Here is a 23782-nt window from a genome sequence, read left to right on the forward strand (position 1 = left end):
ATCAGCTTTGTTAGGGTTTCTTCCAGTGCTGGTTGCAGTATCGCCCTGATCGGCTTCAGTAACTCGACCACGGTACGAAGGCCGCGCAAAGGCACAATCCCACTCCCAACTAGCTCATCCACTTGGGGGAATATCATACTAGCATAACAATTCTTACGAGTCCTATATAGCAGGCTTTGTTGTCCCATCATTCAATCAACATTAAATCTTGTGAATAAGCCAATCACTTAATTAGCCATAGATGACAAATGAGCTGATATTCGTTTTGCAATTCCCTTCCCGATTTAATATACAAACCGATCTCACATTCGATTGGGGGAAACAACCCGGCCGCTTTCAAACGTAGCCACCCGCAAACACAGCCACGCGCAAACAATGCTGCCTGCAAACGTAGCCACCTGCAAACGATGCTACCCGCAAACGTTGAATCACTACTGCGCTGAATCACTGCCAGGCTGTAACGAGCAATCGATGCAATACCTACCGTTATTTATTCCTTTGCGCTATGGGAAAGATTATTAATGCGCTGGAACCAGATTGCTTGCGAATTAGATGAAAAGAATGCAAATGCAATGATGCTCAACCGAAGTTTCGGTAGCTAAGATTGGTTAAGATTGTTGCAAATGGAATTTTGCCAATCGTTTTTCCGATAACCGGATAGCTGGTAACTGTAATTCAGAGAACGGTAACACAGCAATGTCATTTCAATTTCTGCAATGCCGATAATGTCAATGCCGGTTATTGCAATAAGTGAATGGTGAATTTGTTAAATTAGTCGCATATCCCCCTAAGTGAACGAGATTAGAACGTGCAGGATGGGCCTGAGGTTGGTTTGATTGCCACCTTCGATTCCTGTTCGGAGTTACTGAAGTCCATCAGGGCCCAACAACCCCTGGCACAACATGAATACCTAAAAAAGCCGATCAGGGAACAAAAAGCTGATCGGAGACAAGAACCACCAGCGGCATGAACAAGGGTATTAACCAGGAATCACAGTGGCAAATCAAACCAACCGAAAGGCCCATCCGGCGAAGGGAAGAACCGAGTGAACGCCATGAACGTCGAAAATCAACAAACGACAATACTTATACAGTTCCAGTACCAAGCGCCGCAAATATCCCGAAAAGAAAAATTAGCCCATAAAGTGCCAGGCAGATGATAGTAAAAATTCCCATAAACTTGAAGCAGGATTTGAGGTTTTCAAATGATGCATTCAGCGTGTCCTGGTCATTATTCCGCAAAGCAACCTGCATTTTGGTAGCGAACTTGAAGAGGTAGAGGCATGGAAAAAAATAAATCAGCATGATAGCGGCGACAACACCAATATAGATCATACCGAAGAGTTCTCCGGAAGCCCCATAAGCCGTGCCTGAAAACATTGTAGCCATGGTACTACCTGCAAATACAATGACCAGTAACATCAGGCCGATCATAATAAATCCTACTATTGAAAGAAACTTTGACCACTTGGCAATTTCACGTAAAAATGAAGATCCGCTGTGATCAACATGTAATTCGAACAGGTTGTTTGATTGTTCCATAAGATTGGTTGAGGGTTGAAGGGTTAGAAATTTTTATGCACCCAAAATAAGCATTATAGATGATAAATGCAATCATCCTTCAACCCCCGGGTTTAATATGCCTGGGCAAACAAAACCCGTTGCGTACTTGGTTTGCCGGTGAGAATACATTTTCCATCCTCCTGTGGATTGTCTAAAGGAATACAACGGATTGTTGCCTTGGTGAGCTCCTTTATCTTGTCCTCAGTTTCTGCAGTACCATCCCAATGCGCCGAGATGAACCCGGTTTTATCTTTCAATACAGACTGAAACTCTTCCCAACTATCAACCCTGGTTATATGTTCGTCGCGAAAAGCAAGCGCCTTAGTATACATGGCCTGTTGAATCTGATCAAGCAAAGCATTAATGGTATCGGTGAAGCCATCAAGCGAAATTGTTTGCTTCTCCCTGGTATCGCGCCGCGCAACTTCAACGGAATTATTTTCAACATCACGTGCACCAATGGCTACACGCAATGGCACACCCTTCTTTTCATATTCTGCAAACTTCCAACCCGGACGGTTATTGTCGTTATCATCAAATTTCACCCTTATGCCGGCAGCTTTAAGCTGTTTAACCATTTCAGCAGCTTTTTCATTAATCAGGATATTCTGCTCAGGCCCTTTATAAATTGGTACTATAACCACTTGTAAAGGCGCAATCCTGGGTGGCAACACCAGGCCCTCGTCATCACTATGTGCCATCACCAGGGCACCAATAAGCCGGGTACTTACCCCCCAGCTCGTTGCCCATACATAATCAAGTTTATTTTCTTTGTCAGAAAACTTCACATCAAAGGCTTTCGCAAAGTTCTGACCAAGGAAATGCGAAGTACCAGCCTGTAGAGCTTTACCATCCTGCATCAAAGCTTCAATACAATAAGTATCCAGTGCCCCGGCGAAACGTTCACTTTCTGACTTCACACCACGTATCACGGGTAGCGCCATCCAGTTTTCAGCAAAATCGGCATATACATGAAGCATCTGGACCGCCTCTGCAATCGCCTCGGTTGAGGTGGCATGGGCGGTATGACCTTCCTGCCACAGAAATTCCGCAGTACGAAGAAATAAACGGGTACGCATTTCCCATCTTACCACATTTGCCCATTGGTTGATCAGCAGGGGAAGATCGCGGTAAGATTGTATCCATCCTTTATAAGTATTCCAGATAATAGCTTCGCTGGTTGGACGAACAATCAGCTCCTCTTCCAGTTTAGAATCCGGATCGACCATCAGCGAACCCTTTTTGTCCGGGTTGGCCATTAAACGATAATGAGTTACCACGGCACATTCCTTGGCAAAACCTTCGGCATTTTTTTCTTCGGCTTCAAACAGGCTTTTCGGAACAAATAATGGGAAATAAGCATTTACATGCCCCGTGTCTTTAAACATTTTGTCCAACGCATCCCGCATATTTTCCCAAAGTGCATAACCATAGGGTTTGATCACCATGCAACCACGAACGGCTGAATAATCAGCCAGGCTGCCCTTAATGACGAGGTCATTGTACCACTGCGAATAATCCTGGCTCCTGGAAGTAATCTCTTTGCTCATAATTTTATCCTTATAATTCTTTTATTGTATACTTATAATTCTTTTGTTATGTGCTCCGGTTCACGGCACAATATTTTTAGCTTTATCCTGGCTACAGGCAACTGTGATTATTTTTAATCCGGGAATGACGAACCCAGCGCTCATGTACTGGTTCTCAGGTGTTTATTAACCTAAAATTTAACAATCGCGGCGTTTATTTTAATACCTTTGGAGCTCATTTTGTTGTAACTTCATAAGGCTAACGCAAAAATAACAAGTTAAGCCGTAAAAATTTAAAACACTTATATGAAGTCCGCATTAGTATTTTCCAGTATTGTAGCAATTGCGTTAAGCAGTTGCTCGTCTGTGTACAGGACCGCTCAAACTCCTGACGATATATATTTTTCACCCGGACGCGAAGAAGCTGCCGCCTATGTCCAGATGGACAAACCTGATGACCGCGCCGGCAGGTACCGAAATGATGAGGGAGAATATCTTTCACAAGACGACCGCGTGTTAAAAATGAGAGTCCGCAATCGTGGCATGTGGAGCGCATTTGATGACTACGGATATGGTGGTATTGGCTATGCAGGAATGCCTTATGGTGGAATGGGATATAATAGCCTTGCCTACGGAGGTTATGGTGGTTATGGTTATAGCGGATTCGGATACGGAAGTTCTTTTGGATATAGCCCCTGGTCCTATGGTGGCCTGGGACTTGGATTGAGTTTCGGCAATTATTACAATAATTATTATGGCTGGAACAACTACTATAATCCTTATTATGGTGGTGGTGTTATAATCAACAAACCCGGACCAACAGCTAATACAAGGGTAAGAAGTTTTAATCCTAACACCTATTCAAACAGAACTTTCAATGGTTCCAATTCGAGTGGTTCCCTGACCCGTCCCGGCTCAACACGCCCGGTTGGTCAGAGTGGATATAACAACTCAAATACAAATACATTAGGAACAAGTCTCCGCAGGGTATTCTCGAGTGGATCAGGCAATAATAACTCGAACGCCGACCGGGGAAGTTATTATACACCAAACAATGACAGACCTGTAAGATCATATTCCCCATCCAATAACAATTCTTCACCTGTTCGTACCCAGAGTACCGGAAGCAGTGGCGGAAGTGTTGGCGGATCCAGTTCAGGTGGCGGCGGTGGAAGTACCGGTAGTCGCCCTGGCAGAGGAAATTAATCTAATTGTTACGATATTTCATAACAAGGAGGAACACGATTTAAGGATAATCCTGAATTTTGATTCCTCCTTTTTTTTGGCGGCAAGAGAAAAACGATAATCAGAGAAGCGATATGAAAAGGATAGCTTATGTATTTGGAATGTTTATTTGTGCACAGCAGCTCAATGCCCAGGTTCCGGAAGATGCGATAAGAATGAGCTGGAACATTCCATCAGGAACAGCAAGAAACCAGGCAATAGGCGGGGCTATGGGTTCACTGGGTGGCGAAATAACTACTTTGTTTGTTAACCCGGCAGGTCTTGGGATGTATAAAAAAGGTGAGTTTGTTCTCAGCCCGGGTATCAGTTTCAATAAAGGAACAGGTTTTTACCGGGGAACTGAAGCTAAATCCGACAATGTTTCAAAATTCAATTTTGGCACAACAGGGGCCGTTTTGAGTTGGGCAGACAACAATAGCAAATGGAAGAACAAAACTTTTGGAATTGGAGTAAACCGGATGGCCAATTTCAACAACACCCAGTATTATAAGGGCCAGAATAATTATAGCTCTTTTTCAGAATCTTTTGCAGAAGAGTTTGCTGCCTCAGGTCTCGACATAAGCACGACTCTATATGATGCACCGCTTTCATTAGGCACTAAGCTTGCAAATTATACTTACCTGATAGATACTGCTACTATAGCCGGCCAGACCGAAGTAGTGGGTCTACCACTTCGTGATGCAACAATAGGCAATAAGCCGGTCTTGTTTGACCAGGAAAAAACCACCACTACAAAAGGCGGAATAACGGAACTGGCTTTGGGATTTGCTTCCAACATGGACGATAAGATTTATATAGGTGCTGGCCTGGGCATTCCCATCATGAATTACAGCCGTACTTCTGTGTTGCGCGAAACTGATGCAACGGGCGTTAACAACAATAATTTCGGATATGCGGAGTACCTGGAAGAATACGAAGCCAGGGGTGTTGGTATAAACGCAAAACTTGGTGTAATCTTCAAACCAGCCACACAACTCCGGATTGGAATTGCTATTCATACACCATCGTGGTACGCAATTGATGAACAAATAACCGGGCGTATTGAAACGGATCTTGAAAATTATTTTCCAGCGGGAAAGAACATAAGGGTTGCAACTGCAGATTCAATTTATACACAGTTTGGCTATGGCATTCCCGAATTCAGTTATGATCTTGTGTCGCCCTGGAAATTTTTGGTGAGTGGCTCTTATGTATTGTATGAAGTGGAAGATGTTACACAGCAGAAAGGATTTATCACTGCAGATATTGAATATGTAACACATGGCTCATCAAAGTTTCGTTCCAGCGATGAAGAACAAAATGATGATTATTATGATGCTGTGAATTCAACTATAAAGAATGAGTACAAAGGAGCATTCAACTTCCGGGTAGGTGGAGAATTAAAGTTTAACACGATTATGACCAGGCTTGGGTTTGCCTATTATGGTAATCCTTATGAAGAAAAGTCATACAAGTATGGAGAGAATAATGAGAATACGCTGAAGCCACGCCGCATGAATTTAAGTGGAGGACTTGGATACCGTAACCGCGGAATATTTATCGACCTGACCTATATTCATAGCCTGAACAGGGATGTAAATTTCCCTTATCGTTTGGCTGATAAGGACAATACGTTTGCAGCTTTAAAAGAAAGCAATGGGACAGTGTTGTTGACTGTTGGATTTAAGTTCCCGTAGAATTAGTGGTGAGTGGTGAGTGGTGAGTGGAGTTATGAGTTATGAGTGATGAGTGATGAGTGATGTGTGATGAGTGGAGTTATGAGTGCAGGGAGTTAAATACATTATTTTAAGCCATCTATTGGGAGTTCATCATCTGGTTGGAACCAGCGTATATCAGGATCTTTTTTGAACCAGGTTATCTGGCGTTTTGCATATTGACGCGTATGGATTTTTATATTTTCAATTGCAGATTCAAGGTTGATTTTGTTTTCGAGGTATTCAAATATTTCTGTATAACCGACGGTTCGTAGAGGAGGGAGTGATTTATAAGGGACCAGGCTTTTTACTTCATCAACCAGCCCTGCAACGATCATCTGGTCAACTCTTTTATCAATCTGGTTTTGAAGAATTGGTTTCGGCGGAGCAATTCCAAGCTTGATGATGTTGAACGCTCTTTGTTTCTTATGCTGAGTCTGGTAATGCCTGATTGAATGTCCTGTAGCCTTAATTACTTCAAGCGCCCTTAGCAATCGATGTGGATTATCAATTTCACCGGTGGCATAGAAAAGGGGATCGAGTTCACTGACTTCCTGCTTTAACCATTCAAGCCCAAACTTATCATAGCTGGCATTGATCTCATTATGTAAAACCGGATCGATGGGTGGTATGATATCAAGCCCTTCGCAAAATGATCTTATATAAAGACCAGTTCCACCGACCATTACTGCTATATCGTGTTTTGTAAAAATTTCTTCGGCAGCATTCAATGCGTATGCTTCAAAATCTGCTGCATTTGCTGGTTGATGAATGGAATGACTGTTGATGAAATAATGATGAACAGCTTCCAGCTCAGCCTTGGATGGTTTCGCGACCCCTATATCCATTTCAATGTAACATTGCCTAGAATCTGCAGAAATTATTTCGGTCTTGAGTTGTTGAGCAAGCCTGATTGCGATAGCTGTTTTACCGGCAGCAGTAGGACCAACGATTATAATAACCGTTTTACTCATGGTTGATAATGGAGATGATAACAGTCTTACTCATGGATTGATGATGGACCTCAGTGTCGTGACGGTCCGATGGGCATAAATAGTCCGACGGGCATATATAGTCCGATTGGTTTAAATAGATGGAGGGTTAAATTTTCAAATCTCCTCCTTATCATCAACAGCTTCCTCCTGGTCGCTATCGGCATCGGTATCGGTATCGGTGCCGATTAGGCCATCTTCCTCGCCTTCTTCACCAAACCCTTCAGCACCAGCAGTAAGATCATATTTCTCCTCCATTTCTGCCAGCTTATCCCCCACCAGTCCCTTAGTTCCATATTGTGAAGGAGCTATGCCTTCTGTTTTCACCACAACAGGATAATCGAGTTTTGGGTTTTCTTCTTTGGAAACATTGATGAGTTCAATCTGGAAATGCCAGTTACGGGTAAAATCGTATAAATAAGTGAAGCGTTGATTTGGATCCTTTATTTCTGTCCCTATGGGAGTTTCTTCCATGATCAACGGCGGAACCTTATATGGCCTGTCATACTTCTCCAGGCTGATCTCCCTACCCTTCACCCAAAGGTCGTTGCTTCTTGTAAAAGTCGCCTGGTGCTTGTTATCAAATTCATAGGCCTTCAGGATCGCCTGGTGCAATTGCAGAAATGTTTGCTTGTGTTTAATTGCAATGTCACGGTAGATACTGTCATCCTCCTCAAAATATACCCTGAATTTTAAAATCGCCATCCTGATTTGATTTGTTTATAGAAAGCCGGAAAAATTAGGCTTCAAATGTAATATAATATTCACAACTATTGTACCATCGCAGCTAACCAAACCATAATTGGTTAATATTAGATGATATGCAAACGGGGAACTGATCAATTGATGCTGATGCCCATTTCACCGGCCTTAAGCAGCATAAAGGCATAGGCTGCATCATAGTTGTTTTCAATTTCGCCATCGAGAATTGCCTCGCGGATGGCATTTTTCAGGTCACCAACTGGACGGGATGGTGGTAATTTAAAAATCTCCATGATCATCTCACCGGTGATAGGTGGTTGCCAGTTTCGTAGCTGGTCTTTTTCTTCTACCTCTTTCATTCTTTCTCTAACATGTTCGAAATTCTCGAGGTAACGTTTAACTTTTTGTTTGTTTTTTGAAGTGATGTCTGCCTCACAAAGCATCATCAAAGATTCGATATCTTCACCCGCATCAAACAGCAGCCGGCGAACCGCGGAATCCGTGATGTTTTCTTTAGTAAGACTGATTGGCCGGAGATGAAGTTCAACCAGTTTTTTTACCAGCCGCATTTTTTCATTTTGAGGCAACTTGAGTTTGGTGAAGATTTTGGGAACCATCCTGCCTCCAAGCGTTTCATGACCGTGGAAGGTCCAGCCATGTCCTTTTTCAAATTTTTTTGTTGCAGGTTTGGCAATATCATGTAATAATGCCGCCCATCTCAACCAAAGATCGTTGGTGTTGGCACTGATATTATCGATCACCTGTAGTGTGTGATAGAAATTATCCTTGTGACCATGGCCATCGATGTATTCTGCACCCGCCAGTTCCGTCATCAATGGAAAGATAATATGCAACAAGCCCGACTGGTAAAGCAGGTCAAGGCCAATAGAAGGTTTAGAACTAAGCAGTATCTTGTTCAGTTCTTCGGTTATACGTTCCTGTGATATGATCCTGATCCGGTTAGCATTGTCTTTTATGGCCTGGAATGTTTTCGCTTCAATGTTGAAATGAAGTTGTGAAGCAAACCTGATGGCACGCATCATACGCAATGGATCATCGCTGAAAGTCTGTAGTGGATCAAGAGGGGTTTGTATGATTTTGTTTTCAATATCATAAACGCCACCAAACGGGTCGATCAGTTTACCATAATCGTCTTCATTCAGACTGATTGCAAGCGCATTCATGGTGAAATCGCGACGCTCCTGGTCATCTTTTAATGTACCTGGTACAACTTCAGGGTTACGACTGTGATAGCCATAGCTTTCACGCCTGGCCCCGACGAATTCCATCTCGAAGTCATCAAGTTTTATTTGTGCAGTACCATAGGTTTTGAAAAATGCAACTGAAGGTTTTGGTGAAAACCTGTCTGCTACTTTATGGGCGAGATGAATTCCATCCCCTACACAAACAATATCAGCGTCTTTTGTTTTACGCCCTATTATCTTATCACGCACAAAACCGCCGATGAGATAACAGGGAAATCCGACATCCGCAGCCGCATGAGCAACTTTTTTAAATATGAATAGTTCCTTTTCTGAACAATCAATCTCCATTTTGCAAATGTACGAAGGATGAGGAATGAATTAACGGATGAAGCTTTGTGATCGGATAAGCTTCATGATCGAATAAAACGTGATGATCGAATGAAGCTTTCGTCAACCAAAGACGTGTTGTAGTAATTGTTCATCTTTGATATCATATGCGCATTTAAAATGTCCCAACGGACAGGCTTCGCGTCCATGCAGTCCACAGGGGCGGCAAGCCAGGGGATAAGGAACTTCAACAATATGCCTGTTATCTGATAATGGACCAAAGCCAAATGAAGGCAATGTTGAACAATAGATTGCCGTAACAGGTGCATTAACCGCGGAAGCAAAATGCATAGGTGCTGAGTCGTTCACATAATTCATCAGCGCATCTTTCATCAGTGCCGCTGACTGAAGAAAATTTAGCTGACCACAAAGATTGACAACGGAACCCTGTGTACTTCTTGCGACTATTTTTTCCGCCCGTTCATGATCCGAAGGCGCACCTAATAAATAGATATTGTATTGAGGTGGCACTTCATTTACAAAACTCAACCATTTATCTGCGGGGTATTGTTTGGTGAACCAAATGGATGAAGGTGAAACGGTGATGTATGGCCGCAGTTTGTATTGAGCTACCTTATTTACATCTGATGATGTTGGGTATAGCACCGGTTTTTCGGGCAAATCATCGGTAAAAGAACTTATCAGCCTGGCATTCCGGTCAATCTCATGATGAATTTTGTCTTCACTTCCAATAACATGACCGACTTTTTGGGTGAAAAACAAACTCAAAGGATTTTTATCGAACCCGATTTTTTCGCTTGCACCCGAGAAGGCTGTTAATATACCGGTCGCGGCAAAACGCTGAACGTTTATGATCTTGTCGTATTGGTTTTTCCTGATTTTTCTCAGGAGTTTATAAAGATTGATGTTTTTGTTTGATTTTTTGTTCCAGATAAGCACTTCGCGGAGATAAGGATGACCTAAGAGTAAACCCTCATTGCCTTTTCTTAACAGGAAATCAATTTTTGCTTCCGGGTAATAGCGATGGAGTTTTTCGATAAGGCCGGTTGCAAGCACAACGTCGCCGATAAAAGCCGTTTGTATGATAAGGATTTGCTGCATGGAGGCGCAAAGTTATGAAATGTAATGCGGATGAGAGTAACGCGGATGAGAAGTAATACGGATTAGAAGTACCGTGCAAAGTCAACCCCATAGTGCGGGGTTGGGATGCTTTATGTATTAAACATTTTGTTGAAAACCCTTCAGTGGCAGGCACCTTTAATTCCTCAAAATAGTTGCACCATTTTTTTCATTCCATCGCACCACTGAAGAAGCTTGTTTTGGACTGATATCATCCTGGCGATAGTTCACTATGTAGTCCACCCCGCTTTTTATCTCATCTGTAATTTCAGAAAAATTTGCCGGTGTTTTCTCACCAGCAATGTTTGCTGAGGTGGAAACAATCGGTTTGCGAAAACGTTTAATCAAATGGCGACAGAAATCTTCTTTAACAATACGAATTGCAATGGAACCATCACTGGCAACCAGGTTTTCTGCCAGGCCAATCGCACCATCATATATAACGGTTGTTGGCTTAGTGACAGTATCGAGATAGTTGAATACAGCCAGATCAACATGGGCAACATACTGAATCAGGTCGCGATCATCTGCCAGCAATACGATCATGGATTTTGATTCTTCCCGGTTTTTCAGCTGAAAGATTTTTTTAACCGCTGAGGTGTTTGTAGCATCGCAGCCAATACCCCAGACGGTATCCGTCGGATAAAGTATGATCCCGCCGGCATGCAGCACCTTGAGGCAGATTTCCAGGTCGCTCGAAAAATCCATTTTATCAATTTGTGGCCGCGAAGTTAGACCGACTTCTTTATGTTTGCACAAAATTTAATAAATGGAATTGAAAACTTTGATAGCTGAAGCCTGGGCGAATCGTGATCTTTTGCAGGATGAAAAATACAAATCTGCCGTAAAATCTGTGATCGAGGAAGTTGATAAAGGACGCCTGCGTGTTGCCTCACCGGGCGCTGATGGCTGGCAGGTAAATGAGTGGGTTAAACAGGCGATACTTATGTATTTCGGAATCCAGACCATGCAGACCTGGACCATTCCCCCTTTTGAATTTTATGATAAGATGTTGCTGAAGTCTGATTATAAGTCTTTAGGCGTTCGTGCAGTACCGCATGCAGTGGCAAGATATGGAGCGTTTGTTGGTAAAAACGTTGTGCTGATGCCTTCCTATGTTAACATTGGCGCTTATGTTGATGAAGGCTCTATGGTTGACACCTGGGCTACGGTTGGAAGTTGTGCACAGATCGGAAAAGGTGTGCATCTGAGCGGTGGAGTTGGTATCGGTGGTGTGCTGGAGCCTTTACAAGCCAGTCCTGTTATTATTGAAGATGGTTGTTTTATCGGCAGCCGCTGTATCGTGGTAGAAGGTGTTATCGTAGAAAAAGAAGCGGTGCTCGGTGCTAACGTTGTGCTCACAAAAAGCACAAAAATTATTGACGTAAGCGGCGATGAACCGGTTGAATATCGTGGTCGCGTACCGGCAAGAAGCGTTGTGATTCCAGGTACTTATGCCAAGAAATTTCCTGCAGGTGAATACCAGGTGCCATGTGCACTTATCATTGGTCAGCGTAAACCAAGTACAGATCTTAAGACAAGTCTGAATGATGCGTTGAGAGATTTTAATGTAAGTGCTTAAATTCTCATGACAACCCGAGCGGACGAAAACGATATCACGCACGATGATAATCAGCCAGCGCCTTCAGGGGTGCCGGCTGCAGCGTCCGTGTTCCCGGATGCCCCGGCCTTACCACTGGTTGAAGAAATAAATTCAAAACCAAATCCGGTAATCACCCGAAACAATACGGTTACGCTGGCAGGGTTTCTCATAACTTTTTTTGGTTCGATTCTTTTTTCAACAAAAGCAATCATCGTAAAAAAGGCTTTTGCAGACACACCTATGGATGCGCTTAGCCTGCTTGCTCTGCGTATGTTGTTTTCGTTGCCGTTTTTTATAGGCGCTGCCATTTTAACGAGTAGTAACAAGTTAAATGTCAGGCTGACTGGCCGGCAATGGCTGACAGTTATTGTGCTTGGCCTCTTTGGCTATTATCTCAGTAGCCTGTTTGATTTTATTGGTCTGCAATATATCTCCGCTGGTCTTGAGCGGTTGATCCTGTTTTTGTATCCGAGTTTCGCGGTTTTGATCAACACATTTTTCTTTAAGCAAAAGATCAGTCACATCCAGATTGCCGCGCTTACCCTTACCTATGTGGGTATAGCGATTGCTTATTTCGGAGAGATGAAGTTTGAATCCGGTAATCCAAACTTTATTTTAGGAAGCCTGCTCATTTTTCTTTGTGCGATCACCTACTCTATCTATATCGCCGGCAGCGGTAGAATCATCCCTGTTATAGGGGGAACGAAGTTCACAGCATTCGCAATGCTGGCATCTACAACAGGAATCTTTATTCATTTTTTGCTTCGCGGAAATTACCAGCAATTAAATGGCGGTACTGATTTCTGGATTTACGGTATTATGCTTGCCTTACTTGCAACAGTGATACCATCTTTTATGATTTCAAATGGGATGAAAAGAATAGGCTCAAACAATGTAGCCATTATTTCGAGCATAGGTCCGGTTTCCACCATCATCCAGGCCCATTTTATTCTCGGCGAAAGGATTATTGCGGCGCAAGTATTCGGGACGGCATTAGTTATTGGTGGGATTTTATTGACGGGCTGGAAAAAGAAACCTGAAAATGAGGTTGAAGCCACATCATAGGCTGGTAGGAAAATTATAGGCTGGAAAGAAAAAAGAGTGAGCTGGCTGTAAAAAAGAGTAAGTCTGAAGCCAAAAAGAGTAAGTCGGCTGCAAAAAATCCTAAGAAAATCAGCGAATTAGAAATAATTCCTTGCAGAGATTTGGGACTACTTTTTAAACTTCCCTATATTTGCACCCCTGAATAGATTTTTTGAAAATCTATAATAGATGCCCAGGTGGCGAAATTGGTAGACGCACTGTGTTCAGGTCGCAGCGTTCGCAAGGATGTGCTGGTTCGAATCCAGTCCTGGGCACGTATAAGTCTTGTAGGTCATTGATTTACAAGGCTTTTTTTATGCCCTGATGTCGTTAATTCCCGCTTTTTTTCGCTTTCTACCACTCAAAACGACACATAAATGACACATTACCCAAAATTGGCTACCGTCATGCATCAAATAAGTTTACGATTCTGCCACTAGTCCAAATAATTCATGCGCCTGATAATTTCTAAGGATAGATCATGATATGAAGCCTTATAAACTTCGATGGTATAGTGCTTTGCAATAACTTCCATCAATTGGTCTTTAAATAAAAGAACATAATGGTTTAATTGTTTCCATCTAAAGGGATTGTAACTGGGATGTATCTTATGTATTGACTTCAGTTCTTCAACCCAATTTGAATTTTCAATTATATGAGCCCACTCATCTAAGCCACATTTGTAAAGTGGAAGTCCGGGGAAAACTTCGTCATTCGCAATGCCGAATTTGAAGGTGTATCCGTCAAATTCTGTTAGAGCAAGTAGCTCAGAATTTTCTTCGCTCTTTCCTATAGTCTTAACGTTTCTAACAGAGTCTTTGTCCCAATCGGCAACGGTGTATATCAGATAAACTTTATGCCCGTTTGAGAATACCTGAGGCATTGGAGTGCCTCCGTCCCATTTTGGTGTCCAGTCAATTTTTCTTACTATTTCCATTTGAGTAAAGGTATGAATTTAGGTTTCTCGTCCACGTGAAAGGATTGGTTAAGAAGAACACCTTCCATTTTTGTTCACAAAATATAGGCTGCCCACTTTTGCGAAGCAGGTCCACTGCTGGAACCTTTTATTAAGCGAATTTCTCCAAGGCTTATTAGCATTTTCAAGGATTTAGTTTTTACAATAGTGCGGTTACCGGACGCTGCTCGGGGCAGCATTTCACAGGGAAAACTACTTGCAACAATCCTTAAACCAGTGATGGCTTATTTCATAAAGCCTGTATCCTTTTTTGGTCTCAATAAAATCAAAATATATTGTTGGAGGGTTAGTATTTTTAGTACTGCGTGTTACCAACATCTCTCTTAACCTGTAACTGTCTCCTACCATCATGATTTCTTTTTTGACCTGAGAGGTTAGGAGATTAAAAAATTCTACCTCTGTGTAGGTATATTCAAGTTTGGTACTGTCAACAATTCTTTTCCTTACCTCATCGTCAATCACTTGGTTAAAACATTTATCAATAAACGCATCTGAAGGAAGCAATTGGCCGCATATATACAATGTGTCCAATGCAATTTTCCTAAAGTTCTTTAGTCCAGGTTCTTTTAGAGATGCAACGAAGTCTTTCCAGAATGCAAGGAATTTCAAATCGTCTGCACTTGGCGGTGTTTTGCCCGGTTCTGGTTGCCATGCCTCTACCATATCTTCTTCGTGTTCAGCAGTTGCTTCAAACAATCCTCTTATTGTGAGAATCCCAGTTCTTTTTAAAGTAACTAAATCGTCAACATAGTTACCATAAACAGCAAATGCACTGTCACCAACAGTTTTGAAGTATGGTTTTGGATATGAACACTCAAGTTTTCGTCCTTCCTTGTCTACCATTTTAGTTGGAAACGAAATTTTCTCAGCAAATTCAATTTTCACAGGTTTTATTTTCGTGTGTTTATTGTAGGCATGCTCATAGTCGTCTACTGCATACGTTCCGGCCCAACGTCCATCATTGGTTTTGTAAACATCGTTGAACATGTATTTTTGGTGATAATAAGTCCCGCTGTCCGCTGAAACATAAAGGAGAACATTTTTGAATTTTGAAAAAGGAGGTGTGCCATAGTGGTCGTAGCTAACAAACTCAATTGTGTCTTGTGGGAAATTGCCATATACTTTTTCGAGAATCAAATATTTTGCTTTGAAACCATTGTCCATAGAGCCTCGCTTATGCGGTAGTGGGTCAACTGATATTTTTTCTCCCACGAAAGCAAATAATCGTGTGGTGTCGTTTACGCCATAATTAGTTACAAAGCTTCTGGGTGTGTCAACTAATGCTGGCGTTGTTTTGATGTTAACCGTATCAGCGGTTTGACTGCTACAACCTAAAAGTAGTGTCACTATAAGAACTGATATCGCCTGAAGAAGGGTTGTCATAATGTTGCCACTAACGCGGAAATATTGCCGAAGGTGGTGAATCCTCTTCATAAGGAAGTTCCGTTACTTCATTCTTTTCTCCTACAAATGCAAATAATCTGTTCTCACGCTCAGCCTTGAATGTTTTGTCCTTAGGTATAATAGGCAGATACTTTTTGTTATGTACCACACAACTTGCAAATAGCAATAATAACAAAGTAAATATGTAATTGCGAGGTATCATGATGTTGCCGCTAACGTGGAAGTATCGGCGAAGGCGGGCACAGCTGGGTGTTGTGGATTACATGCAACTGGATGCCCGCTTTTGCCAAGCATCTATGAGCAGTGCGTCAAGTTTTTAACAGTTCAGAAATCAGAGAATATTCTTAGTCATTTAATTGAAAATTAGCCTTCCGATATGTCCATTTTGTTGACCCTTTACTTACAACGATTCCTTGGTTCTTATAGCGAAACGGTATAAACAGTATAATAAAATCAACCACTGGAATATAGGAATCAGGAAGATCGCCACTCTCCAACCCTGAATAAAGGTTGAATCTACAGTTCAGTGCGTCACCAGCGCGCCATGACTGCTTTACAAAAGAGTAGACATAATAGCGTTCGCAAAGTGCATCTTCTTTGGTGACTGTCACCCGGTCAATAACAGGTATTGCAAAGGCAAGCAACATAATAATGCTTAAGTAAACTCCCATCATCTGACTATATACAACAGAAATTGAAAGCCAGAGAGAGAGAGAGCACAACGAACACTGTTCGGAGGAGCATTAATTTAACTGTCACATTCCTTGTAAATTTATTCATAGGCGTTTGCAGCATTGCCCACAACGTGGCAGTATTGGCGAAGGCGGGTGAACCTGGTATTGTGTTGGCCATGGTATCGCCGCCCACTTTTGCCAAGCCATGTTAGCGGCTGAACGGACGCCTCAATAGGTCAACACATTAGAACGACTGGCCCTGCATGTCTTTCCTCCTGTAGGCAATTGGGCTTCCAGTTTAAATAAGTTTTATGTCGTTATGGCCTGTCACATTTTTTCAAAAATTGTCAAAATTGTTGCACATTCTGCGCTTACCATACCAAAATGACGCGCCATTTTATTAGCCCGCAAAGAACATAAACATCCAAAAAAGTAATACAATGCTATGCGCCAGTATGATTCTGTCGAACTTTTGAGCCTTGGCCGACTCGACAAGATCAATAATTAGCCATATGATATTTAATAGCGGCAAGAGGAATAACATTAACAACCCGAGTCCTGGAGTGCAGGGGCCAGATGGGGAAGACAAGTTCGTCAGCCAAGCGGTTACAAAAAAAACGATGTAAATCATACCAGCGACAAAAGCACGTCGCCATACTCCCATATTTCGCAATAATATATTAATCATGTTTGGTTGTTGGTTTCTAGTTTGGCAGCTAACGTTCGGGGTATTGCCGAAGGCGGCCCTAAAGTAACTTGTAAAATCAAGAATGTCAATGGCCGCTTTTGGCAATACCCCTGTTAGCCGACGTTGCCGATGATCAGCAACAGCTAAGCAGTTGTGAAGGAAAAATAATTTCATCAATGGCCGATTGATGATGTTATTTTTCCTGGCCAGGAAGGACCAATACGGTCCTACTTAATTAATCTTTGTCGTTGGGTTGAATACGGTGAAAATACCAGGAGTTCATGATATTAATACGTCCCCGGATCACCAACATTTAAAATTTTACCCGCTAACTTCGCTGGGTGAGCCGGGCGCTTCGGCTTTCGCAAACAAGCTTACCTCGCCGAAGCGCCCGGCTCACCTAGCATACTTAATTTATCGTATATTTCTCTGTAATAATTTTGGTGTGGTAGCCTTCCCTTCGACGTCCGAACTGGCACAACTGCGGCATACTCAAGACTCTGGCGATCATCGGCAATGTTGGCTAACTTATAATTATATGCACCTAGTGACGTAAATATAATTAGTGTGGTATTGATTCTTTCAATTCAATACTGTAATTAAATGCCAGCTACCCTGCTTCTTCAGCCGCAGCCAAATAAAAAGTGCAATCTGCGAATAGCGAATAGGTGCACCTGACTTGAAAATATAGCGTATCCTGAGTACGCGATACTTATCCATTTGTGAAGGATCGCATCTATCCAACTAACCAATGAATATGCTGATAACACAGCGCTCAATACCTGGTATACCTGCCTCGTCAATGCATTTAAAATATCGGCTAAAACCTCAACTCCTGAGTTCATTGATCGCAGAGCTTCGCCATGCCAGTCCCATTGACGGATTCAAAAGGCAGCAAATAAGCGTTTAAAATACTCATAATTATAGAATTGTCAACGGTTCCTGAAATTAATTTTATCAGGATCAATGTTTTCTTTTAACGGTTTGATAGCCAGACAATGATGAGAAAACATGTCAGTACTTTCCGTGTTGCAATTTTTTCAATAGCATTTCTTTCCTGCTTCGGCTAACATCAACCGATGAGTCATCGCTCATAATAAGATAGCCCCCTTCACCCTTGATGTATTTGTTTACTTCATTCAGATTAACTATATGGGAATTGTGCACGCGGAGAAAGGAATATTCTTCGAGCATTTCTTCTATCTCCTTTAGCGTGCGTGATGCAATTATTTTTTGTTTATTCTTTAAAAGAAAGATGGTGTAGTTACTATCTGAAGCGCAACTGATAATGGAATTCACATCAATCATCTGCAATCCTTCCATGGTCGGTAGCGCAATTTTCTGAATAAAAGAAGCAGGCTGATGAATTTTTTGCAAGAGAATTTCAAGTTGCTGGGGAAGCGGGTAATGCAAACGCTGTGTAATTTTCTGTACAGCTCTTTGTAATTCCTCCCGGTCAACAGGTTTTAAAAGATAATCCAGCGCACTGAAGCGTATGGCTTTGATAGCGTATTGATCGTAGCTGGTGGTAAAAATGATCTCAAAATGTATCTCCGGCAATCTTTCCAGCATTTCAAAGCCATTCATTCTGGGCATCTCAATATCAAGAAAAAGAATTTGCGGCTCCTGTTCTTTTATAGCTGATAAAGCCGTTTCGCCCGAATAACAAATATCTGCCACCTTCACAGCAGGACAATAACGTTCCAGCAGAGTGACCAGCGCTTCGCAACAATAAGGCTCATCATCAACAATAATGGCTTTTATCATAGTGGTCAAAACTGATGAAGGCAGTATTTTTATAATTCTGTGTCATGAAATTCCGCGATGGTCTCTCTATAGCTGATTTTTATTGTAACTCTCGTTCCGGCCGCTTGTCCTTCTGCATCTACGAGATCCTGGACGGTAACAGTCGTTTTTTCTACATCCTTATTAAGCAAGGCAAGACGTTCAGCCGTGATCTGCATGCCCATAGATTTTTGCTTTTCTGCTGATTTGCTTTTTAATGCTTCCGCTTTTTTTCGTCCAACACCGTTATCAGTAATATAACAGTATAGCATATTACTCTTGAGTTCGAAAGCAACTTCCAGGGCACCCCGCCCTTGTTTGTTCATAAGGCCGTGCCAGATAGCATTTTCAGCAAACGGTTGTAGCAGCAACGGTGGAAGGAAGATAGAGGCGGCGTCAAAATTGTTATGAAAGCTTATGGTATAATCAAAAGAGTTTTTAAAACGTAATCTTTCAAGGTCAAGATAGAGACGCAGCATTTCCAGTTCATCTTCCATGATGATCATCGATTTATTAGAATTATTCAACACCATACGGATCAGTCTGGAAAATTTAGTAAGATAATCAGAGGCCGCTTCCGATTCATTCTTTAATATGAACCTATTGATAGAACTAAGACAATTAAAAATGAAATGCGGGTTCATTTGTGCGCGTAATGCCTGCATCTCTAATTCCGTGGCTTGCTGTTGAAGTTCGGCTTTTGCTTTGTCGATTTCAAGCTTTTGAATCTGTAATTCGTTTTCTGCCAGTTCGTGGCGATGTCTTTCATTTTTGCGTTTGAGGGTTATGTTTCTGAAAATAATAATGCCAATCATTACGAAAACAATTAGAGAGGCTATAAGAATCTTTTTCATTAACAATTCCTCTTTCAGTTGCTGGTTCTTTATCTGGTTGTCTTTATGTAAGAGGTCTATACGAGCCTGTTGTTGTTCCTCCCTTGCTTCTATTTTATATAATGCCAGTTTTTGAATAATTTGAAGTTTAAACTTAGCATCCTCCAAACTGTCTTTCAGTGTCACAAACTTTTTAAAATAGAAATAGGCGCTGTCTGACTGCCTTAGGGTTTCATATACCTTCCAATGTAACTCATAAGCAAGCCATCTTGCATCCTTTGTATCCCAGCGATCTGCTATTGTTAATGATTGCCTTGCACACTCTAATGCCTTTGCGTATTGCTTTAGGCCGGTATAGCTTTTTCCCATATCTACCAAGGCCCACATTGCTCCGTTATCGTTACTTCGTTTCTTAAAACTGGTTAATGCATTCTGTAAATAATAGAGGGCTGTGTCATATTCTTTCCGCAACATATACAATTTCCCAAGTCCCGCCAGTGAGGGTCCATCGTCCGGAAAGGCTTGCCGGAAATAATATATGGACGAGTCATAGTTGTTCAGATCCAGGAACACATTACCCATTGATCTGAAAATGTTCCATTTTATCCCATGGCTGCGAGCCTGCACATAGCTTTGGCGGAAATAATCCAGAGCCGCCGCATGATCGCCGACAGACCGGTAAATGTGCGCAAGGCGATACAATGACCATATGATTCCCCTGTTATCTCCAATCCTTTTTTTTTCCCTGACTCCCTGTTTTATGCTCTCAAAGAATTTTTCAAAATCCCCTTTTTCATGGTACACATAACCAAACTGATCATTTATTTCAGCTAGCATAACCCGGTTGCCCGCTTTCCTGAAATGTACTGCGGATTTTTCAAAAGCTTTCTTAGCACTATCCGGGGTACCCAGCATCAGAAATGCGGTGCCCAAACCCATGAATGCATGCCCTAATCCTTCATCATCCGGTATTTTTTTATACCACGAAATGGCTTCCCGGAAATATTTTTCCATTTCACCGGAATCAAAAAAATCCCACTGGGCGAAGAGTCCAAACCGAAGGCTCGCATCACCCAGGCCTTTTATGTAGTTGATGGCAGAAGCTTCCTCATAAGCCTGTTTGGCTAGTGACCACCCCGAATCAGACAGCAACGGGTTCATTGTTTCTACATATGAACGGGCTAATTCATTCATACAATCCACGCGGGCACTATCGCGCAAAAAGGGTAGTACTTTTCTTAAGCTATCAATGGGGAGTGGCGGTTTGTCAATTTTAAAGACCTGCGCCTTAACAAGAACCGGAAATAAAAAAGCGGCTATTATGATAAACCTTATTTTCATTAAAAGCCTTTAAATCAACAGTACAAACGATGACCGGAATATGGATGTGGAGTCGTTAGATTTTGTAAGCCAGTCTTGAAAGAAATTTCCCTTTTAAATTAAATAAAATTTACCTGCTTCTTGCAATAAATTCTCCTGGCAAATCTAAATCCGTTTTGCTTGTAAGCTAAAGTACAATGAGCAGTTGGAGGATCTGGCAAATACTTTATAACAACGACTGATTAGTTGACGGGTCATATCTTCTCCGGACACATTTCACCGTCCTCTCACTCATTTCCACAAATCATCATCGATTTCTGCAAACTGCTAATTCCAATTGCCCTTTGGTTTATGATGGTAGTAGTTTCAATATTCGATTGCGCAATTACTGAAGTAATTCCCCTTCTTGAAAATAGACTCAGTTTCTGATTCATTCACCATTACAATCAATAAGTAATGAACCTTCTTTTAATCTTTTCTTTCACCATTAAAACTATTAATTATGCAATCCCCTTTAACTAAGATTATTAAAAGCTCAAAACTGCTTATTATGATCATGGTCGTAAGCTTACTGCCTGGTTGTTCGAAACTTGATCCTTTTCCGCGAAAGGATCCCAAGGCTACGGAAGAAAGTGCAGATGTGGTGTATGACTGGTATAAATTGATAGCACAAATTCAGTTGTATTCAAACCCTTCACCCGTTCTACAAAACTATCGAAACTTTGGTTTTGTAGGGGTAGGTTTGTATGAAGCAGTACAACCGGGCATTAAAGGAGCTGTAAGTTTATCGACCAAACTTTATCAAATGCCAGCTATGCCAACACCGGAGTCGAACAAAGATTATTTGTGGGGCGCCAGTGCCAATGCTTTCTTCCCCAGCATGTTTAAGCAGATTTTAGCTGGCCTGACTAATGCTGATATAGCCAGGATGGATTCTCTTGAGAATGCCTATAACAACCGATTCAGATTAAGTACATCAGATGCTGTTGTTAACCGCTCGCAGGCCTTCGGACTTTCCATTGCCACCGCCATTTACAACTGGTCAACCACCGATAATTTCAACCTTTCAAGTACCGGGTATGTACTACCTGTTTTTCCGGGTTCCTGGGTGCCCACCCCTCCTGGACTTGCCGCTCCGGTGGGACCTTTTTTAGCGAACTCAAGACCTTTCATGGCGTATAGCCTGACAGCCACAGCACCCCCACTACCTTTTCCTTATTCGGAAGACCCGTCATCTCAATTCTATAAAGCGGCAAAAGAAGTTTATGATGTAGGGAATGCATTAACAGTGGAACAAAAAATAATTGCCAACTGGTGGGGTGGTGGTCCTGGGGAAACACTGCATTTTGCAGCAGGCGCACATCCTATTTCTATCGCAACGCAGATATTGGAGAGAAAGAAAGCGAAGCTGGGACAGGCTGCCCAAACTTATGCCAAAGCTTCAATTGCTTTTAAAGACGGTCCTATTATTGTATGGAGAGCAAAATACCAGTTTAACCTGGTCCGGCCGATCACTTATATCAACAAGCTCATCGATCCAGGCTGGCAGGCTTATTTAGTCACCCCCCCTTATCCTGATTATACTTCCGGACTTGCCGGTGTAATCACCCCCTTTATGCAGGTATTGAAAAGAGAGTTCGGCGACCTACCGCTGATGGATAACACATATGTTTGGAGGGGCGACGGTTCCCGGCAGTATGCTTCTATTAGCGCATTGATCAGAGAAGCTGCTAATTCCAGGGTTTATGCAGGCATACACTACCAGTTTACGCAGGACATTAGTGTGGAATTGGGCCAGAAATTAGGCAATAATATCGCTGACATCAACTTAGTAGGATCCAGGGAAAAATAGAAATGGGAACCCTTAAGCAATAAATTTATGGATTTTGCTCGGTGACCACTATGGTGGAACTCACCTGAAGCTGGCCCGGTTATAGGTTGAATATTGGAAATAATAAATCGACGAGATGATAGATGCGTTGTAGATGTTAAGTTTCAATTTTTTAAGAATTGGAAGCTGCTCTTATTTTGGGCAGCTTCTTTTACTTGAGGGCTATCTGAAAATATATATTTTCTGGCACCTGTTTTATGAAGAGATATTTGCGATATGTAAACTTTTCCATTTTGTATCATTTAGAGACACGGAGCAGCAACCTTTTTTGCAGTCAGTGATGATCTTAAGCAACGAGTTTCTAAGATCCAAGGTACTTTTACAATAATTTACAATGTTTACATTTTAATTTACAATCTAAATTCCCCAGGCTGAAATATATCAAAGTATTTTTGTTGCACCTACTTTAAAAGGATAAGTAAAATAAATAGAATGCCTTAAACGGATCTGATTTATCAGCAGATAGATCTATGTTAATTAAACCTACAAAAAATATGAAAAAAGCTATTTATGCGCTGATCTTACCGCTGGTTGTGGTAAGCGGACTAGTATTTGCTAATCGCGAAATTAAAAATGAAACTTCTAAAATGTCAACCCCAAAAACCCTCTCTGCTGCTGAAAGGGAAGCCGAACTGAAAAAATGGGAGGCTACCCCTGAAGGTGTAAAGTTCAAAAAATGGGAAGCGTCTCCCGCAGGTCAAAAAGTGTATGCCGGTGCTGCTAAAATAAGGGAGCATTTAAGTGCTTTTACCAATATGGAGGCTGTTATAACCTCTCTTTCTCTTCCGCCAGGATCAAGATTAGGTTTCGGTGTGATGGCCAGGATTAATGGTGTCGATTACATTGTAAAATTTGAGCCGGAAAAGTCTCAACTTGAGCAATTGCATAGCCTGAAAGTTAACGACAAAATAATTTTAAGAAGCCGTAACGTATCGTACGCGCCCAAGTATTCATACCCAATAGTATCGGGCGAATATGTAGAACGAGATCGTGAAGTAATTTTTAAACGTGTCCCTCGCAAAGGCGGTTGCTGAGCAAATAAATTTTTAAATACGTATTGTAAACAAGTATTTGAATAGAAAAAAATGTGAAGTAGTATAAAACGAAAAAATGTAGGAATAAAAAAAGC

Annotated in this window: 19 protein-coding genes and 1 tRNA gene; 7 read left to right on the forward strand and 13 right to left on the reverse strand. The window is 41.8% G+C overall.

Annotated features, from left to right (window positions below):
- Positions 1 to 1085: 1085 nt before the first annotated feature.
- Entirely contained in the window at positions 1086 to 1541 is a 456-nt protein-coding gene (locus tag VK664_RS17980) for a DUF5362 family protein (RefSeq protein ID WP_461400077.1), read from the reverse strand.
- Between the two features lie 92 nt (positions 1542 to 1633).
- On the reverse strand, positions 1634 to 3112 hold the full coding sequence (gene proS / locus VK664_RS17985) for a proline--tRNA ligase (protein WP_461400078.1): 1479 nt from the start codon (positions 3110 to 3112) through the stop codon (positions 1634 to 1636).
- A gap of 285 nt (positions 3113 to 3397) precedes the next feature.
- Between proS and VK664_RS17990 the strand changes: the two genes are divergently transcribed.
- Complete coding sequence (locus VK664_RS17990; RefSeq protein WP_461400079.1) at positions 3398 to 4297, forward strand: hypothetical protein; 900 nt, start codon at positions 3398 to 3400, stop codon at positions 4295 to 4297.
- 113 nt (positions 4298 to 4410) lie between these two features.
- Positions 4411 to 6012, forward strand: a complete 1602-nt coding sequence (locus VK664_RS17995) for an OmpP1/FadL family transporter (protein WP_461400080.1) — start codon at positions 4411 to 4413, stop codon at positions 6010 to 6012.
- 104 nt (positions 6013 to 6116) lie between these two features.
- Here the strand turns inward: VK664_RS17995 and miaA are convergent, their stop codons facing one another.
- The 5 genes from miaA to VK664_RS18020 all read right to left on the reverse strand — a co-directional run bounded on the left by miaA (position 6117) and on the right by VK664_RS18020 (position 11104).
- The gene (gene miaA, locus VK664_RS18000; RefSeq protein ID WP_461400081.1) at positions 6117 to 7004 is read right to left on the reverse strand and encodes a tRNA (adenosine(37)-N6)-dimethylallyltransferase MiaA; all 888 of its coding nucleotides are present in this window, start codon (positions 7002 to 7004) and stop codon (positions 6117 to 6119) included.
- A gap of 135 nt (positions 7005 to 7139) precedes the next feature.
- The gene (locus VK664_RS18005; protein ID WP_461400082.1) at positions 7140 to 7727 is read right to left on the reverse strand and encodes an IS1096 element passenger TnpR family protein; all 588 of its coding nucleotides are present in this window, start codon (positions 7725 to 7727) and stop codon (positions 7140 to 7142) included.
- Positions 7728 to 7861: 134 nt separating this feature from the next.
- Positions 7862 to 9277 carry a CCA tRNA nucleotidyltransferase gene (locus tag VK664_RS18010; protein ID WP_461400083.1) on the reverse strand — a complete coding sequence of 472 codons (1416 nt, stop codon included), beginning with the start codon at positions 9275 to 9277 and terminating at the stop codon, positions 7862 to 7864.
- A gap of 102 nt (positions 9278 to 9379) precedes the next feature.
- Positions 9380 to 10378 (reverse strand): glycosyltransferase family 9 protein, encoded by a 999-nt coding sequence (locus VK664_RS18015; protein ID WP_461400084.1) that lies wholly within the window; start codon positions 10376 to 10378, stop codon positions 9380 to 9382.
- Positions 10379 to 10534: 156 nt separating this feature from the next.
- Positions 10535 to 11104 (reverse strand): L-threonylcarbamoyladenylate synthase, encoded by a 570-nt coding sequence (locus VK664_RS18020; protein WP_461400085.1) that lies wholly within the window; start codon positions 11102 to 11104, stop codon positions 10535 to 10537.
- A gap of 61 nt (positions 11105 to 11165) precedes the next feature.
- Between VK664_RS18020 and VK664_RS18025 the strand changes: the two genes are divergently transcribed.
- The 3 genes from VK664_RS18025 to VK664_RS18035 all read left to right on the forward strand — a co-directional run bounded on the left by VK664_RS18025 (position 11166) and on the right by VK664_RS18035 (position 13357).
- A complete protein-coding gene (locus tag VK664_RS18025; protein WP_461400086.1) occupies positions 11166 to 11978 on the forward strand; it encodes a 2,3,4,5-tetrahydropyridine-2,6-dicarboxylate N-succinyltransferase in 813 nt (270 codons plus the stop codon).
- A 6-nt stretch (positions 11979 to 11984) separates the two neighbouring features.
- Positions 11985 to 13064, forward strand: a complete 1080-nt coding sequence (locus VK664_RS18030) for a DMT family transporter (protein WP_461400087.1) — start codon at positions 11985 to 11987, stop codon at positions 13062 to 13064.
- A 209-nt stretch (positions 13065 to 13273) separates the two neighbouring features.
- Positions 13274 to 13357, forward strand: a tRNA-Leu gene (locus VK664_RS18035).
- Between the two features lie 161 nt (positions 13358 to 13518).
- Here VK664_RS18035 and VK664_RS18040 read toward each other — a convergent pair.
- The 6 genes from VK664_RS18040 to VK664_RS18065 form a co-directional block, all read right to left on the reverse strand.
- Entirely contained in the window at positions 13519 to 14019 is a 501-nt protein-coding gene (locus VK664_RS18040; protein ID WP_461400088.1) for a hypothetical protein, read from the reverse strand.
- Positions 14020 to 14250: 231 nt separating this feature from the next.
- Positions 14251 to 15222, reverse strand: coding sequence for a hypothetical protein (locus VK664_RS18045; RefSeq protein WP_461400089.1), 972 nt, complete (start codon positions 15220 to 15222; stop codon positions 14251 to 14253).
- 229 nt (positions 15223 to 15451) lie between these two features.
- Complete coding sequence (locus tag VK664_RS18050) at positions 15452 to 15610, reverse strand: hypothetical protein (protein WP_461400090.1); 159 nt, start codon at positions 15608 to 15610, stop codon at positions 15452 to 15454.
- 926 nt (positions 15611 to 16536) lie between these two features.
- Positions 16537 to 16998, reverse strand: coding sequence for a hypothetical protein (locus VK664_RS18055; RefSeq protein ID WP_461400091.1), 462 nt, complete (start codon positions 16996 to 16998; stop codon positions 16537 to 16539).
- 840 nt (positions 16999 to 17838) lie between these two features.
- Entirely contained in the window at positions 17839 to 18591 is a 753-nt protein-coding gene (locus VK664_RS18060) for a LytR/AlgR family response regulator transcription factor (RefSeq protein ID WP_461400092.1), read from the reverse strand.
- A gap of 29 nt (positions 18592 to 18620) precedes the next feature.
- Positions 18621 to 20783, reverse strand: coding sequence for a tetratricopeptide repeat protein (locus VK664_RS18065; protein WP_461400093.1), 2163 nt, complete (start codon positions 20781 to 20783; stop codon positions 18621 to 18623).
- Between the two features lie 481 nt (positions 20784 to 21264).
- On the opposite strand from VK664_RS18065, the gene VK664_RS18070 reads away from it, so the two are divergent.
- On the forward strand, positions 21265 to 22614 hold the full coding sequence (locus VK664_RS18070; RefSeq protein ID WP_461400094.1) for a vanadium-dependent haloperoxidase: 1350 nt from the start codon (positions 21265 to 21267) through the stop codon (positions 22612 to 22614).
- Between the two features lie 533 nt (positions 22615 to 23147).
- Positions 23148 to 23687: a hypothetical protein gene (locus VK664_RS18075; RefSeq protein WP_461400095.1), complete on the forward strand. Its 540-nt coding sequence runs from the start codon at positions 23148 to 23150 to the stop codon at positions 23685 to 23687.
- The last annotated feature ends 95 nt before the right edge of the window (positions 23688 to 23782 follow it).

Source organism: Flavitalea sp., assembly GCF_035489435.1.
Taxonomy (GTDB): domain Bacteria; phylum Bacteroidota; class Bacteroidia; order Chitinophagales; family Chitinophagaceae; genus DATHKG01.